The organism is Mucilaginibacter tolerans, assembly GCF_030519375.1.
Classification (GTDB): Bacteria; Bacteroidota; Bacteroidia; order Sphingobacteriales; family Sphingobacteriaceae; genus Mucilaginibacter.
In genome coordinates, this window is the sequence record NZ_JAUMKB010000009.1 from 1 (window position 1) to 15,804 (window position 15,804).

General features: G+C 40.9%; 13 protein-coding genes. 5 read left to right on the forward strand and 8 right to left on the reverse strand.

The genetic code is table 11. From position 1 onward, the window contains the following. The first annotated feature begins 249 nt into the window (after positions 1 to 249). Together Q3A68_RS13490 and Q3A68_RS13495 are read left to right on the forward strand one after the other, a co-directional pair. On the forward strand, positions 250 to 2,493 hold the full coding sequence (locus Q3A68_RS13490; RefSeq protein WP_302901628.1) for a tetratricopeptide repeat-containing sensor histidine kinase: 2,244 nt from the start codon (positions 250 to 252) through the stop codon (positions 2,491 to 2,493). 267 nt (positions 2,494 to 2,760) lie between these two features. Next, positions 2,761 to 5,010: a tetratricopeptide repeat-containing sensor histidine kinase gene (locus Q3A68_RS13495; RefSeq protein ID WP_302901629.1), complete on the forward strand. Its 2,250-nt coding sequence runs from the start codon at positions 2,761 to 2,763 to the stop codon at positions 5,008 to 5,010. Positions 5,011 to 5,013: 3 nt separating this feature from the next. Here the strand turns inward: Q3A68_RS13495 and Q3A68_RS13500 are convergent, their stop codons facing one another. The 4 genes from Q3A68_RS13500 to namA all read right to left on the reverse strand — a co-directional run bounded on the left by Q3A68_RS13500 (position 5,014) and on the right by namA (position 9,441). Next, complete coding sequence (locus tag Q3A68_RS13500; protein WP_302901630.1) at positions 5,014 to 6,351, reverse strand: M16 family metallopeptidase; 1,338 nt, start codon at positions 6,349 to 6,351, stop codon at positions 5,014 to 5,016. A 16-nt stretch (positions 6,352 to 6,367) separates the two neighbouring features. Further along, positions 6,368 to 7,747, reverse strand: coding sequence for a M16 family metallopeptidase (locus Q3A68_RS13505; RefSeq protein WP_302901631.1), 1,380 nt, complete (start codon positions 7,745 to 7,747; stop codon positions 6,368 to 6,370). A 142-nt stretch (positions 7,748 to 7,889) separates the two neighbouring features. After that, entirely contained in the window at positions 7,890 to 8,309 is a 420-nt protein-coding gene (locus tag Q3A68_RS13510; RefSeq protein ID WP_302901632.1) for an OsmC family protein, read from the reverse strand. Between the two features lie 67 nt (positions 8,310 to 8,376). Next, entirely contained in the window at positions 8,377 to 9,441 is a 1,065-nt protein-coding gene (gene namA / locus Q3A68_RS13515; protein ID WP_302901633.1) for an NADPH dehydrogenase NamA, read from the reverse strand. A gap of 179 nt (positions 9,442 to 9,620) precedes the next feature. Between namA and Q3A68_RS13520 the strand changes: the two genes are divergently transcribed. After that, on the forward strand, positions 9,621 to 10,820 hold the full coding sequence (locus tag Q3A68_RS13520) for a cation:proton antiporter domain-containing protein (RefSeq protein WP_302901634.1): 1,200 nt from the start codon (positions 9,621 to 9,623) through the stop codon (positions 10,818 to 10,820). Here the strand turns inward: Q3A68_RS13520 and Q3A68_RS13525 are convergent. Further along, complete coding sequence (locus Q3A68_RS13525) at positions 10,813 to 11,181, reverse strand: hypothetical protein (RefSeq protein WP_302901635.1); 369 nt, start codon at positions 11,179 to 11,181, stop codon at positions 10,813 to 10,815. The genes Q3A68_RS13520 and Q3A68_RS13525 overlap by 8 nt on opposite strands. Positions 11,182 to 11,329: 148 nt before the next feature. On the opposite strand from Q3A68_RS13525, the gene Q3A68_RS13530 reads away from it, so the two are divergent. Together Q3A68_RS13530 and Q3A68_RS13535 are read left to right on the forward strand one after the other, a co-directional pair. Next, a complete protein-coding gene (locus Q3A68_RS13530) occupies positions 11,330 to 11,668 on the forward strand; it encodes a single-stranded DNA-binding protein (protein ID WP_302901636.1) in 339 nt (112 codons plus the stop codon). A gap of 114 nt (positions 11,669 to 11,782) precedes the next feature. Next, a complete protein-coding gene (locus tag Q3A68_RS13535; RefSeq protein WP_302901637.1) occupies positions 11,783 to 12,112 on the forward strand; it encodes a hypothetical protein in 330 nt (109 codons plus the stop codon). Here Q3A68_RS13535 and Q3A68_RS13540 read toward each other — a convergent pair whose 3' ends face one another. The 3 genes from Q3A68_RS13540 to Q3A68_RS13550 form a co-directional block, all read right to left on the reverse strand. Then, positions 12,113 to 12,817, reverse strand: coding sequence for an SDR family NAD(P)-dependent oxidoreductase (locus tag Q3A68_RS13540; protein ID WP_302901638.1), 705 nt, complete (start codon positions 12,815 to 12,817; stop codon positions 12,113 to 12,115). A 21-nt stretch (positions 12,818 to 12,838) separates the two neighbouring features. Further along, the gene (locus tag Q3A68_RS13545) at positions 12,839 to 14,617 is read right to left on the reverse strand and encodes an aromatic amino acid hydroxylase (RefSeq protein WP_302901639.1); all 1,779 of its coding nucleotides are present in this window, start codon (positions 14,615 to 14,617) and stop codon (positions 12,839 to 12,841) included. Positions 14,618 to 14,851: 234 nt separating this feature from the next. Then, positions 14,852 to 15,793, reverse strand: a complete 942-nt coding sequence (locus tag Q3A68_RS13550; RefSeq protein WP_302901640.1) for a lysylphosphatidylglycerol synthase transmembrane domain-containing protein — start codon at positions 15,791 to 15,793, stop codon at positions 14,852 to 14,854. Positions 15,794 to 15,804 lie beyond the last annotated feature (11 nt).

The window sequence follows — 15,804 nt, forward strand, 5'->3', positions numbered from 1 at the left end:
TAAATTTTACTCCATGCTTTCTGTTTTTTGCCATAAAAATGCCCCCAAATAGTGTCTAACTTTTTGGGGGCAGTGCATAAAACCGGGCTCTTTTATTTTGTTTATAAATTATCCAAACCTATTTCGTCATTGTTATCGTATAAACACAATGTTTAATCTATAATTAAACAAAAAGAGATAGTCTGGAGAAAATTATCTCTTTAGATTGTGATTTTGGGAAGTAATTAGCTTCTGGTAAATAGTAAAAAGTTGAAAGCCCCTGTAATTTTTATTTTTTTATTTTCCGCTTTAAACGGGCTTTCCTATTCGCTATCGAATTCAGGTCACGCCCAGTCGGCTTGTAGCAATAAAACCGATAGCCTGAAAAAAATAATGCTTGCCGGTCTGGGCGATCGTTCACACCCCTCTGATATTGCGACCATCAACCTGATCAACAAACTGGCTGCTGAGTTTATCGAAATAAAGCCGGACAGTACATTATATTATGGTTATAAAGCGATTGCTTTATCAAAAAAAATCAATTACAAAGCTGGTATTGCCGATGGGTTAGTGGAAACCGGGCACGCCAATTATTTTAAAGGTGGGTTTGCGCAGGCAAAGGCTGAGCTAAACGAGGCTATATCCATCTATACAGATTTAAATAATAAGCAGGGCCTGAGCAACGCCTACACGGTTACAGGCCAAATGTATAATATGCAGGCTGACTATAAACAAGCCCTTTATTATTTAAATCTTGCCCGAGGTATATATGAGCATCAAAATAACAAGCGGGAGCTACCTGTTTGCTATAAAAATATCGGCATGGTTTACTTCGGGCAGGGCCGCCACTCTGCTGCACTCGATTATTATTACAAAGCACTTTTTGTTGAAATTGAAGAGCGAAACCAAACGGCGACTGCCGACATTTACAACAATATTGGCGATGTTTTGCAAAATATGCGGGCATATCCTAAAGCCCTTGATTACTACAATAAAGCGTTAGGAATTGCTAAACAAACCCATGACCTGCTCGAAATCGGTACCGCAACTGAAAATATCGGCGAGGTGCTGCTGGCTCAAAAACATTACGATCAAGCGATCAATTATTTATCAAAAGCGCTTCATATTGCTATTAAACAGGATGATAAGGATGGCATCAGCTATATCTCTGCCGATTTGGGATTATGCTATGCCAACAAAGGGCAATACGATCTGGCATTAAGCTATTTCAATACTGCATTGCAAACCGCAGCAAAATACAACATCGTTTACGATAAAACTTATGCCCTGATAGGCTTTGCCACACTTTTCAATCAGCAAAAGGACTATCAAAAGGCATTTAATTATGCGTCTTCTGGTCATAAACTGGCGGAACAAATAAATAATATATGGTTCAGGGCAAATGCAGTTTTTGAGTTGAACAATTCTTTGGCAGGTCTGGGCAAATTTGAAGAAGCACATAAACTCTCCATGGAATACATTGCACTTCAGGATAGTTTGAATAACGATGAAAATATTCAAAAAATAACATCTTACAACCTTGAATATGAGTTTGCAAGCAAGCAGCGCAAATTGATTGCGCAACAAAAGGAAAAGGATGAACTTTACGCCCAAAGATTAAAACAGGAACGGACTAATCTCATTTTTCTAAGTACGGTTTTATCAGGGATGGTACTCATAGCTGCCGTTTATTATAAAAGCAAACGCCGCCAACAAAAGATCAATGCCGTTCTTCAGGAAAGAAACAACGAGATCGTACAGAAAAAAGCCGATCTGGACGAACAGGCCATTAAGTTAAATGACCTGAACCATTTAAAAGATCGTTTGATTGCGGTTTTGGCGCATGACTTAAGGGCTCCGCTAAGTACATTGCGGGGACTTTTTACTTTGCTTGAAGATGACACTCTTACCAATGATCAGTTTCTGGATCTTATCCCGCAGGCAGTAAAAAAACTGGAATATACTTCTGATTTTCTGGATACCTTGTTATTCTGGATAAACAGCCAAATGGATAATTTTGACAGCACCGACAAGGCTTTTCTTATCAAAGATGTTGTTGCCAACGAGACTACAAACTATTGTGAGCAGGCAGCATTGAAGGGAATCAGATTGATAGATAATGTTTCGGACAATATTATTGTAGCTGCTGACCCTAATTCTATTCGTATCGTGGTACGCAATTTGATCACCAACGCTATTAAATTTTCCCGCGAAAATGATACTATTACAATCAGTACCAACTATCTGGATGACAACAATATCCTAATGTCTATAAAAGATACGGGTATAGGAATGCAACAGCACCAACTTGATAAATTATTCAAAAGCAAGGTCGATAGCGGGCATGGCACAAATAACGAATCGGGAACAGGGATGGGGTTATTATTTTGCAAGGATTTAGTTGAAAAATGCCACGGCAAAATTTGGGTTGAAAGCCAACCCGGCCATGGAACGGAATTCTTCTTTACGCTACCGCTCGGGAGTTTTAATGAAGAAGCTATGATCGTATCATAAAACATGGTTTAAGTATCCCCATGCATCTTTTTTACTTGTATAGTTCCACGTAATATTATATTGGGTTAAATTTTTTAAGACAAAATAAAACAAATTAATAGCGTGTTATCGTATAAGACATAAGTAAATGCAATTAAGGCAATTACCACCAACTCTAATTGGTCTTTTGCTATGGTTATTTAGGTTAGCATATATTAAATGTCGTCATCAGTTATCAAAAATTTTAGGTCTTTTTTTACTCTCATTCTGCTACTGGCCTCTATAACGGTGTCTGCCGCATACGTGTCATACTCCGCTACCTATAATTCTGTGGCTTATAATCTGGCCAATTTTAAAGTGGATAGCCTTAAAACCTTGTTAGCCTCCAGCCTTAGCAGTAAGGATAACCCAACAGACGCTATTACTATTGACAGGATAAACCAGTTAGCAAAAGAATTTGCCGATATAAATCCAGATAGTACCATTTACTATGGTAAAATGGCAATTTCAAAATCAATGGCAATCAGGTATAAAAGAGGTGTTGCCGACGGTATGCTTACCTTAGCTAATATATACTCTCAAAAGGGGCAGTATGATTTGGCACAGAAAAACTTTGTAGGTGCAAAACTGCTATATATCAATTTAAAGGATGATAAAAGCCTGAGTGATTTTTACATTTTTTATGGCCGTATGTATAACCGGATAGCCAACTACAATGTTGCGGCAGACTACTTTAATAAGGCCCTTGAAATAAAAAAGAGAATAAAGGACGAAGCCGGTATTGCCGAGTGTTACCACCATATAGGCTGGGTGTCAGACAATATCGGAAAATCATCGTATGCACTTGATAACTATTTTAAGTCGCTCTCATTAGATATCAAGTTACATAACAACCTTGCTGCGGCAAACAACTATAATAATATTGGGGAGTTGATGAAGAATATGGAGATCTATCCAAAATCAATGGAGTATTATAAACGTGCTCTTAAAATATGGGAGGATCAGAAGAATGTACAAGGTATTAGTACTGCCTACGAAAATATGGGCGAAATATTTATGGCTGAGAAAAAATATGATGAAGCCATTGTATATCTTACCAAATCATTAAAATTAACCAAAGAACAGGATGACAAAGATGGGCTTGGCTCTTTATATGTCGATCTCGGCCTTTGTTATTCAAATAAAAAGCAATTTAACGCCGCCTTAAATTTTCTGAACCAGGCGCTCGATATCTCGACAGCTTATAAAATTGATTACAATAAGGCTTATGCTTATATCGGTTTTGCTACTGTTTATAACCAGCAAAAGGATTATCCAAATGCATATAAATATGCATTACTGGCTAAGGCCCTTGCTGATAAGCTGGGTAGTTTAACCAATAGGACAAACGCCGCCTTACAATTTAGCGAAGCTCTTGGCGGCTTAAACAGATTTAAAGAGGCATATAAAGCTCAGGAACAGTATAATTTACTTAGAGACAGCCTGAAAAGTGATGAAAGCGTCCAGAAGCTAACCTCATTTAACCTGGAATCTAATTTTGCTGAAAAGCAGCGTTTGCTTGCTGCACAGCACCAGCGCCAGGACGATCTGTATCAGCAGAAAATACAGAGACAGGGCTTATTGAGTGCTATCTTCTTCCTGATCATACTGGGTATGGCCGCTATCCTGATCGTTTACTATAAAGCCAAACTTAAACAACAAAAGATCAATTCCATACTAGAGGACAAAAACGCCGAAGTCATACAACAAAAAGCGGATCTGAATGATCAGGCGCACAAATTAAATGACCTGAATAATCTGAAAGACAGACTTATCTCCGTACTGGCGCACGACCTTAGGGCACCATTAAGTACCCTGCGCGGCCTGTTTGGTTTGCTGGAAGATGATACCATATCGCACGACCAGTTTTTAACTATGATACCTCAAGCCTTGAAAAAGCTGGAATATACGTCTGACTTTTTGGACACCTTGCTTTTCTGGATCAATAGCCAGATGGAAAACTTCGACAGCTCGGCAAAAAGTTTCCCTATTAAAGATGTTATATCATACGAGGTAAGCAATTATTATGAGCAGGCAACAGAAAAAGGGATTAAACTGACGGATACTGTGTCGGAGAATATCACCGTGGCAGCCGACCCGAATTCGATCCGTATTGTTACCCGTAACCTAATTACCAATGCCATCAAGTTCTCGCGGAAAGACGATACCATTGTAGTTAGTGCCCGGCAGAAAGATGAGACCTATATCCTGATATCAGTTAAAGATAGTGGTGTTGGTATGTCCGAAAAACAGTTGAACAAGTTATTCAAGAGTAAGGTAGATAGCGGAACCGGCACTAATAATGAATCGGGTACCGGTATGGGACTTTTATTCTGTAAGGACCTGATCGAGAAATGCAATGGAAAAATATGGGTTGAAAGTGTTCAGGGTTCAGGAACAGAATTCTTTTTCACGCTTCCAGTCGGTGTTGTCGGTACTATAAAAGAAGAGGAGCCGGCATTTACTCCCGCTCCTTCTCCTGTCGCAAATTTTTCTTAGTGATTAATTATTTACACCACCAACGCCTTTATCTATGGTGCCGTTGGTGTATTTTAACGGATCAACCTTTTTAGGATCGCCCTGGTATACCCAAACAATATTGCCGATATATTTCCGGAAAGCATCACTTACCTGCTCAACAGTTAGTTTTTTCACGTCATTGACCAGCGTATAAGATCGATGCCAATTATTGAATATGATTTCGTTTGTGGCTAACGACGCCGCCTGTGCGCTGTTGGTTTCCTGGCGATAATAAAATCCTGTAAGATAGGTTACTTTCATATCAGCTACTTCATCAGCTTTAAAGCCGTCTGTTTTAATCTTGTCTACCAATCTGTCAAACACTTCAATATATTTGTTGGGCTGGGTAGTCGAAACGGCAAATTTGGCAACAGAAGTAGCTCCGTAGCTAAACCAGGCCTGTGGCGCATAGGATAAGCCATTGTTGGTACGCACATCAAGAAAATGACGATTAGCAAATATGCGCATAGCCACGTTAAAGGCGTCAAAATCAGGGGTGCCGGCTTCAGGGCCACCGGTAATACCCTCTACATAATTGGTAGCCAGGTCGCGTTGTTCAGCTGAGAATGAATTCTTATATATCCGGAAATCCTCTTTTTTTAACTCAAAAGGTGCGCCTTGTTTTATGCCGTTCAATAGCTGACTCACCTTTTGCTCAATAATATTCCTGTCCAGATCTGCTACGATGACGATTAATAACCGCGACCTGGTTAATATAGATTTGTAGTAAGCTTTGGCTTCTTCCGATGTGATCTTATTGATATTATCTACCGTACCGCTGGGATCTTTTGCATAATCTCGACCCGCAAATGCCACCTTGTTAGCATATTTATCGATAGCTGCATCCGGGCGGCCTTCGTTTTCCTTCAGGTTATTGATAGCATCTTGTTTAATCCGGGTAAACTCCTTGGCGTCAAAAGCCGGCAAGGTCATCATTTCTGCATATAAAGGCCAAACAGTTTCAAAATCGCCTTTAATACAGTTCATTTTCACGATGGAATAATCCCTGCCGCTGAAACCGTACACATCCGCGCCTACCTTATCCAGCTGGTTTTTAAAACTATTTTTATCATGTTTCACTGTGCCACATTCACTAAGCGCGGTTAATGCCAATGACTCGATACCTGTTTTATCAGCCGGATAATTATGCACCCCGCCTTTTATAGCGGTTTGTATCTCAATAATATCATTCCCGCTCGGCTGAACAATTACTTTAACCCCATCGATTGTCATATCATAAGGCTTCGCCTGTTGCGCCTTTACCGCCTGAAAGCCAGATACCGCAATACTAATAAACAGTATAAATATTTTCTTTTTCATGATGTTCAGTTTAAGGTTATTTAGCTGCAAAGAATGAACCTGCGTTTATTTGCTTATTTAGTTCAGGATTAATGATCAAACCGGCAACCATGGGTTTACCTGCAATATATTTCTTAATATATCTCACAATGTCTTCGCGGGTTACTTTCTGATAATTGTCATCATTATCTGTAAAGTAATCCAGTGAGGTACTGCACCAGTTGTAGCTTACCTGGCTTGGCAGGCTCGATGGTTTCTCCATATTATGGATACGATTACGCAACAAAATGGCCTTAGCATCATTTAGCTGCTCATCAGTAAAGTAATCAGGGTTTGCAAACTGATTTACCTGGTTAATTACTTCTGCATAGCATTCTTTCAGCTTATTCGGATTAGGCGTCACAAACAAATCGATAGGACCTACATACTTACAGGTAGTATAATTAAACGAAACACCGGATGCCAGTCCTTTATCAACCAGTGCCTGTTGTAATTTTGATGCGTTTAAGCCCAATATGGTTGAGAATACATCAGCTGATATGGTTGAGGCAGAATCTGTCAGGTACGATGGCCCCTGCCACGAGAATTGCATATTGGGTGTTTGCGCGATGGTTGTTTCCTTTACAAAGTAATCGTTCTTATCCAATGGTTTAAATGGAGGGATCGGGTACTTCTGAATCGGGTCGAAGCCGCTGCTTTCCCAATCGCCGAAAATACTTTCAGCCATTGCAAATGCCTCCTCGTGTTTCACATCACCGCAAATAGTGAGCAAGCTGTTATTAGGAAAATAGTATTTGTTCTTAATAATCATCATCTTATCTGGTGTAGCGGTATTGATCACTTCATGTATACCGATAGGGTTTTTGCGGGTGATCAGATCGCCCCAAAGATGCTGCTGAACATTATACCAGAGCTGGAAACCCGGGTCGCTTTCAGCACGCTGAAATTCACCATCAACCACAGGGCGCTCTTTCTTCATATCTTCTTCGCGATAGATCGGGAAGCGTATAGCAGCGTTCATAAATTTCAATCCCGCTTTCAGGCTATCCCTGTCGAATGTAAAAAAGTAGTTTACGCGCTCCACATTGGTGGTACCGTTCCATATAGCGCCTAATTGCTGGGTGCGTTTCAGGAATTTCTCCTGGTCGGGATAATCCCTGTTAGCCTTAAAGAACATGTGTTCAAATAAATGCGACAGGCCGCTGTACTCAGGCCCTTCAGTGTACGCTCCGTTTTTTACAGCAATCTCGATAGTAGCCAGCGGCACTTTGCTATTTTCGATCACGACAACTTCCAACCCGTTTGGAAGTTTTTTCCAATAATACCCCTTCGGCAGCCTTGGTTGGGCCATTGTTTGAAATGCCAATAAGTAAAGGGTTGTTGCAAATAGTAGAAATTTTACTCCTTTTGATATCATAAGATGCAGTTTAGATGTAAGACTATAAATATAGTACTTACGTTACGAAACGATATGTGCCAATATCACATTTTAATTTTTATAAAAATTGAAAGGGGATCCCCAGACCAGGATCCCCTTTCAATAAATTGACAAACAGTAATTATGCGTACTGTACGTTCAGTGTAATTGGCACGCTCAAAGCTTTTGAGATAATACAACCAGCCTTTGCACCTTCAGCAATCTGTTTAAATTTTTCTTCAGATACGCCATCGATAGGCGAACCTTTAATTTCAAGATGGATGCCGTTAACGACTAAGGCTTGTAAATCAAGATCAAGAATTGCTTCTGTGTTTAAATCATTTGCAGTAAAGCCAGCCTGGGCTAATGCCGCACTAACTGCCATGGTAAAACAACCGGCGTGAGCAGCTGCTAACAATTCTTCAGGGTTAGTACCAATGCCATCGGCAAAACGGGTTTTGAATGAATATTGTGTATTGTTTAAGATAGTGCTCTGGGTGGAAATTTCCCCTTTGCCTTCCATTAAGTTGCCATTCCAATGGGCCTTTGCTGTGCGTTTCATAGTTCGTTCTTTGTTTAAAGTGAATGTATTTGAAATTAGTTAAATTATTTATACTTCAATATTAAGTTTACCATTTAGCCCGCTCATATTGAACGGGCCATTTAATCTCTTGTCCAAGTTGATGTGCCGCACGCAACGGAAAATACGGATCGCGCAACAACTCACGAGCTAATAGTGTCATATCAGCCTGACCATTTTGAATGATCTCATTAGCCTGTTTGGCTTCCGTGATCAGCCCTACAGCACCGGTCAATATTCCTGATTCTTTGCGTATGCGCTCGGCAAATTCCACCTGGTATCCGGGTTTTAAAGGAATTTTAGCCAATATGTTGCCGCCGGATGAGCAATCTATCAAGTCGACACCGGCTTCTTTCAGTTTCTTAGCAAGATTAACCGAATCATCAATAGTCCATCCACCCTCGGTCCAGTCTGTTGATGATATACGCACTAACAATGGGTTTTCAGACGGCCAGCTTTCTTTTACTGCTGCAACAACCTCCAACAACAGGCGGATACGATTTTCAAATGAGCCCCCATATTCATCGGCACGACGGTTACTGAGAGGCGAATAAAATTCGTGGATCAAATAACCATGCGCCGCATGTATCTCAATCACTTTAAAGCCCGCTTTAAGTGCTCTTGCTGCAGCAGCTTTAAAATCGGCTTTTATTTTTTCGATGCCTGTTTTATCCAATTCTATTGGAGGTTCTTCTGTTTCTATGAACGCTACAGCGCTTGGTGCCAACGCCTTCCAGCCATTTTCATCACCGGATGGTATTTGCTTGTTACCTTTCCATGGCACTTCGTGGCTGGCCTTGCGGCCCGCATGTGCTAATTGTACGCCGGCAACACCACCGTGCTCATGAACAAAACCAGTGATCTGCTTTAATTTTTCAATGTGCTCATCTTTCCAAATTCCCAGGTCACCATAACTGATCCGGCCTTCCGGAGATACTGCAGTCGCTTCGGTAATAACCAACGCAGCGCCGCCTATAGCACGGCTACCCAGGTGTACCAAATGCCAATCACTGGCAAAGCCATCAACTGATGAATATTCACACATAGGCGATACCGCAATGCGGTTTCTAAATTCGACGTTTTTTATTTTAAGGGGAGAAAACAGGTTAGACATATAGACGTTTTGTGCAAATATAGGTTAACTAACACCGAAGGCAAGCTCATGGTTTTGTAAAATAAGATCGCCGTAAACTAATTGATATTGGTCTGAACATTTTATCTTATTCCAGGGTTAAATAGCAGAGTAAATATGTATTTTAGATAAAGTGCCCCTAACCAATTACCAATCCGACCTTGACGACGTACACTACCCTCATCATTTTAAGCGCGCTGGTAATTTTTTCGTACCTGTTTGACCTTCTTGCCGGAAAAACCAAAATACCTTCTGTTCTGCTCCTTCTGTTTTTGGGGATCATCATCAAACAGACGGTGGATTATTTCAATTTTAAAACTTTCGACTTTACGAAGATATTACCTGCTCTTGGTACGCTCGGATTAATTCTCATAGTATTTGAAGGCTCACTCGAGCTTAAATACAGCAAGGAAAAAAATGCCATTATCAAGAAGACCTTCTTTTCGGCATTGATCATCCTGCTGCTTACCTGTGCATCCATCACTTTTGTGATCAATTACTTGACCGGGCAGAACATTTATCTATGTTTCGTAAACTCTATTCCCTTTTGTGTGGTCAGTTCGGCTATCGCCATCCCATCATCAGCAGGTATTAGTAAATCCAAGCGGGAGTTTATTATTTATGAATCCTCTTTTTCAGATATACTTGCTATTATCCTTTTCAATTTTGCTATCAGCAATACACAATTTGACGTATCAGCCTTTACCGGACTTGGTATTGAACTGATTATCATTCTTTTGTTCGCCGCGGTTTCATGTGTTTGCCTGCTATACCTGATAGGACGCATTAAACACCATATCAAGTTTTTCCTGATTATCTCCCTGATTACATTGGTATATGCCATAGGCCAATCTTATCACTTATCAGCGTTGATCGTTGTATTATCATTAGGTTTATTTCTGAATAATGCCGGGCAGATTCGCTTGCCCTGGTTCCGCAGATTCTTTTTATACCCTACTTATGCGTTCGAGTTGAAACAGCTTTTACAATTATCAGGTGAAAGTGCGTTTGTAATGCGGACCTTCTTTTTTGTATTGTTTGGGTATTCAATGGATATCTACCAATTGGGGAATGTCTCCATTCTCATCAGTGGCGGAGCGATTTTATTGGCTATCTACCTTATTCGCTTTTTATACATCAAACTAGTGTCGAAAATTGAAATGATGCCCGAACTGGTATTGGTACCACGTGGCCTGATAAGTGTATTATTGTACTACAATCTGCCAAAGGAACTAAAAATAAAAGGCGTAGAAACCGGATTATTATTTGTGGTGATTCTGGGTACCAGCATTATAATGAGTCTTGGTTTGCTTGCCAGCAAAAGAGAAAAGCATACAGAAGCGCATCCGGATATTACTTAATCGAATTATCTTCCCTCCTCACCAATAATACCTCATCGCTCTCTAATGGTAAATAACCGTATTCATAGCAAAAGTGATAGGTCTTACCATTCTGGGTTTGATAGGTACGGGTATGATAGTCAAAATTGTACCCCTTGGCTGCCATCTTCTTCTGGGTGGTTTTTGTTTTACCTGATGGATTTAACTCTTCCAGAATTCTGCGGTTACGGCGCAGGATATTATTGATGTTGCGCACCAGGTTTGAGCTGTTACTGTTCAGTTGATTATTGTAATTATTGCGGCATTGATCATTGCAGAACTTTTTGTCAGCGCGGCCATGCAACACCTCGCCGCAATCAAGGCAAAATCTTTCTTCGGTCATAGCAGTAAAGATAAGCAATCATTTATTCGTTTACAAACGCTTACAAACGGAAATTGTCGACTATAAGCGATTATTAACCGGATATGTTTTTCATTCCTCCTCACCTTTGTATCGTTGACTCAGATAAGAATTATTAAAAACTAAAACGATGAATACGTTAAAAAACAGTGTACGCCTGGTAGGGAACCTGGGCATGGATCCCGAAGTAAAAAGCTTTGATAACAACCGCAAGCTGGCAAAGATTGCCATCGCTACCAATGAGATTTACAAAAACGACAAAGGCGAAAAAGTAACTGACACCCAATGGCACAATCTTCTATTATGGGGTGCTCAAGCTAAACTAGCGGAAGAAATTTTAAAGAAAGGTGATGAAATAGCCATTGAAGGCAAGCTGGCTAGTAGAAGCTATGTAGACAAAGACGGCAACAAACGCTATGTAACCGAAGTAGTGGTAAACGAATTCCTGAAGATCGGATTAAAGAAATAAATACCAAACCTGTCACAATTTACCTAAACCTGACAACCTAACCTATCACAACGATACAGGGCGGCGCAAGGCTGCTCTGTATTAAAATTATTAAATCCTAACCTTATATTTGTTATGTACTCAGAGGCAAAAGAAACAGCCAGGCTGTATAAACTACTATCCGAAAAATTAGGCAGCGATACAGCCGAGGCCATGTTCAAATACATTGATAATAGAACAGAACGATCAGTGGAAGCAACTATTAAAACATTGGCTACAAAGGATGATATCGCAAGTATCAGAGCCGAGATCGTAGACACAAAGGAAGAGATTGCTAATCTTCGCTACGATATCCGCAAAGAGATCGGTGAACATAAAGCTGATTCCATCAAATGGATGTTTATCTTCTGGGTCGGACAGATCAGCGCCACGCTAGCTTTTATCTTACTCTTTGTAAAGAAGTAATCAAGGCGTAGTTACCGCTACCGGCAAAACCTTCCCATTAAAAAAGCGGTGACCGGTAAGTGCAAAGTCAGCAATGTATTTCCCCATTTCAAAGGCCATTACAGGTGATTCGTATCCTGGGAAGGCTTTCTCCAGCATTTCGGTTTGTGCCGAACCCAAAGCCAGACAATTTACTTTGATCTGTTGTTCTGTAAGCTCCTGGGCAAGACACTCGGTTAGCGTGTGTAAAGCTGCTTTACTGGCTGAATAGGCTGATAATCCCGGAAACTTAGCACTCCCCTGGAAACCACCCATACTGCCGATGTTCAGGATATGAGCCCCTGCGGGCATATAAGGCAACAAGCTCTGAGTGATACGAACATGCCCGATAAAATTACTTTGCAGCATTTCTACAAAATCCGCTTCCAGCAATTCTGCAAAGGGTTTATTGATCAGGACACCGGCATTATTGATCAGTATATCCACTTGCCCATCCAGATGACTATTGATAAATTGCTGCAAATGGTGGTAATCATCATGCACAATGTCAAAAGCTACAGGATACAACACACAATCGGGATTTAAGCCCTTAGCTATTTCCAGCAAACGCCCTAACTTATCACCAGATCGCGCTAAAGCAACTACTTTATGTTTGTTGGTCAATATAAATTCAAGCACCGCTTCAAAGCCAACGCCGCTGCTGGCGCCTGTAACAATAATATTCATAAGGCGAAGATATTAATTTTATCAAACCACCAGTTTTTGCTCCACGGGATGCTTGATCAGGTAAAGACCATCATTGATTAACTTTTTAAGATTCGGCTCCTTTCTTGCTTTGCCTTCCAAAAAGGTTCTTATCTCTGCTGCTACTTCCGGTTCAACTTCTTCGTGTTCCAGGATTTCTAATATTTCCAGTGGACAAAGCCAATCATCGTAGTGGTTTTTTTGCAGCCGCATCCACACATTTCCTAAATAACCAAAATCACCTCCCTTATGCCTGCGGTTACGTACCTGTTGATAAAGCTGATGCAATTCTTTTGTCCTTGCATCATATTCGACGTGATGAGTGTTGGTATTGGATTTGTACACGATCTCCTCAAATGCATCCTTATCCGCGGCGCCACAAAATACAGAAGTTACCTTCGCTCCGATTGCCATATCATACACTCCCCATGATGGATCAAACAATATATTATCATTTTCATCCCTCACCGTGCAATCTGAAAAAGTGATAATCAGATTTTTACCGTCTACGGTTAGAATTTTCTTTACCATTCCACTTACGGTAATACCACTGGCAAAGTTCAGCCGTGTGTGTTTATCCACTTCTACTCCCAGCAGTTTCAATGCATCCTGAGCCATATCCTCCAAAGGCGTGTCAATCCCTTGTAAACGGCCAACTGGTGAACTGAACCCGTCTTTATGGTAATCTTTTCCGTGGCCCTTCAGCTGCTTATTGTTATGAGATAATATAGTCGGGCCTGATGTTTTAATAAAAGATGGTTGTTCATCATCCAGCTTCTTAAACTCTGTAACCGTTCCCGAGGCCTGCAACCCCGAGCTATACACAACCGTACAGGTATTTTTGCTTTCCACCGCTTTTTGCAATCCATAATTCCCCCCAACGCGGAACGACATGGTATTCGCAAATTCCTCCAGTACATCGATCAGATTTTGAAAGGTTGGCGTCACAAATAATTGCGGTTGTGGCTTAGTAATGTCATAAGGATAATTAACCGCATCAATAGTATAAGGCAGCTTCTTCACATCCTTTTTCATGCAGCTAACACTCTCACCTATGGACGAAAGTAAGCCCGCACCGTATATTTTCGGATCTTTTAAGGTGCCGATCAAGCCATACTCTACTGTCCACCAGTGCAGGCGGCTTAATAGCGCCATTTCCGAAGGCTTCCCCATATTTTCCTGCCGGTAAGCAACCAGTTCCTCAGCTTCTTTTATGTCTTCCGGATCAGCATCAGGCATTTCTTTTAAAATGGATAGCTGTCTTATCGCCTCATACAATTCAAAGTCCTGTGCCGAAAACATGGCCTTTGCTCCTATCGAGCCAAAATAACTCAGGTATTCATGGTAGTCCTTATCGGCTATAATTGGTGCATGCCCTGCCGACTCATGTATAATATCCGGTGCAGGTGTATATTCAATATGCTTTAATTGACGGATATCTGCCGCGATAACCAACACCCGGTAAGCCTGGTATTCCATAAATGCAGCAGGTGGTATAAAGCCATCAACGGTAACTGCTCCCCAGCCGATCTTACCCAGCGCATCGTTCATTTCTTGCAGATTGGGAATCTTCTCAATGGTCAACCCTGCCTTTAGCAGACCAGGGATGTAAGGATAATAAGCGACATCTTTTAAATAGCTATAATTCTGGCGCATGACATAACGCCATACCGCATGGTCGATTGGAGTATAATGGTTGTAGTGCTGCGGTACTATAAATTGCTTTAAATGACGTGGCAGCGCAGCAACCTGCGGATTCTTAAAATCATTAAAATCGCTCATTACGTTCAGTAGGTTTATTAAGAGAACGTAAAGTTAGGAATTTCGTTGTTTATTATTGATTGATTGATTGAGTTGATTAGGTTGATTAAGTTGGATAAGCTATTCAACATAGTCTCCCTATCAACCTAACCCGCCTGTTCGTTCGTTTTTAGACTGGGACAGGTTGCGAACAAAGTGAATAATTGGATAGCTAGTTAAGTAGTTGGATTGAGTTGAGTGAGTTAACCTAATCAACTATTCTTTCGTGTCAATTGACGGCAAACCTTCTTCCAGCCTGCTCGGACGAATTACATAATAAAGCCCCGATAAGGCCACTATTAATGATATCAGGTAGAATGATACACTGAGGAATACCGCCAGACCGACATTCATGTTAAATATTGGCGACAGACGTGCAAAAATTGCTTCACGTGCACCTGCACCACCAAAGGTAATGGGCACTACCGCAGCTAATGCTGAAATCAGGAACGATAACAGGTAAGGTGCGAATTTACCATGAAAATCCTGCCCCATTAAGACGCAAAGTATAGCCAATATCTGGAACGACTGCACGATAACGGCCTTGGCATGTCCCTTAAAAAAGTGTTTGGTAAAATCTTTAAAGAATATTTTTACTACCGCATAGTAAATACCCGACCCCACAAGAAATATCGCCATCGGAATCGCAATATGTATCTGCTCCTGAATCTGTGGGATAAATATGGTAAGTGCTACCACGATCAGCCCAATAGCCCAAAGCCCGCTCAGACGGTCGAACGCTATGGCCCAGAACACCTTTTTTGCCTGTAAATTATATCTTTTATGTAGCAGGTAGATCTTATAACCGTCGCCGCCTATACCACCCGGTAAAAGCAGGTTATAAAATATTCCAAGTGCATAAAGTCTAAGGTTGAACCTTGGATCTAAACGTAAATCAATTGATTTAAAGAAGCTAAGCAAACGCCATGCTGAGGCGACCATAGAGCAGGCATACATCAGTATAGCTGCCAGCATCCACCAATAATTGGCATGTAAAAGCCTGTCTTTAATTTCGCTGATTGGCTGCTTGCTGAACACATACCATAACAACACCGAAGTAACTGCAAGTTTTAAGAGTAACTTGGTTACATTCCAAACTTTATGCCTCCAGGTTCGGGGATTGGGGTTGTCCTCTACTGCGTCTTCAAATGTTGTCATCGGCTGCAAAA

Bases quoted from the DNA above. Each gene is read 5' to 3' on its own strand.
- Q3A68_RS13525 (WP_302901635.1), bottom strand. From the start codon at position 11,181: ATGACCGAAGAAAGATTTTGCCTTGATTGCGGCGAGGTGTTGCATGGC.
- namA (WP_302901633.1), bottom strand. From the start codon at position 9,441: ATGTCTAACCTGTTTTCTCCCCTTAAAATAAAAAACGTCGAATTTAGA.
- Q3A68_RS13535 (WP_302901637.1), top strand. From the start codon at position 11,783: ATGTACTCAGAGGCAAAAGAAACAGCCAGGCTGTATAAACTACTATCC.
- Q3A68_RS13550 (WP_302901640.1), bottom strand. From the start codon at position 15,793: ATGACAACATTTGAAGACGCAGTAGAGGACAACCCCAATCCCCGAACC.
- Q3A68_RS13500 (WP_302901630.1), bottom strand. From the start codon at position 6,351: ATGAAAAAGAAAATATTTATACTGTTTATTAGTATTGCGGTATCTGGC.
- Q3A68_RS13545 (WP_302901639.1), bottom strand. From the start codon at position 14,617: ATGAGCGATTTTAATGATTTTAAGAATCCGCAGGTTGCTGCGCTGCCA.
- Q3A68_RS13540 (WP_302901638.1), bottom strand. From the start codon at position 12,817: ATGAATATTATTGTTACAGGCGCCAGCAGCGGCGTTGGCTTTGAAGCG.
- Q3A68_RS13510 (WP_302901632.1), bottom strand. From the start codon at position 8,309: ATGAAACGCACAGCAAAGGCCCATTGGAATGGCAACTTAATGGAAGGC.
- Q3A68_RS13505 (WP_302901631.1), bottom strand. From the start codon at position 7,747: ATGATATCAAAAGGAGTAAAATTTCTACTATTTGCAACAACCCTTTAC.
- Q3A68_RS13530 (WP_302901636.1), top strand. From the start codon at position 11,330: ATGAATACGTTAAAAAACAGTGTACGCCTGGTAGGGAACCTGGGCATG.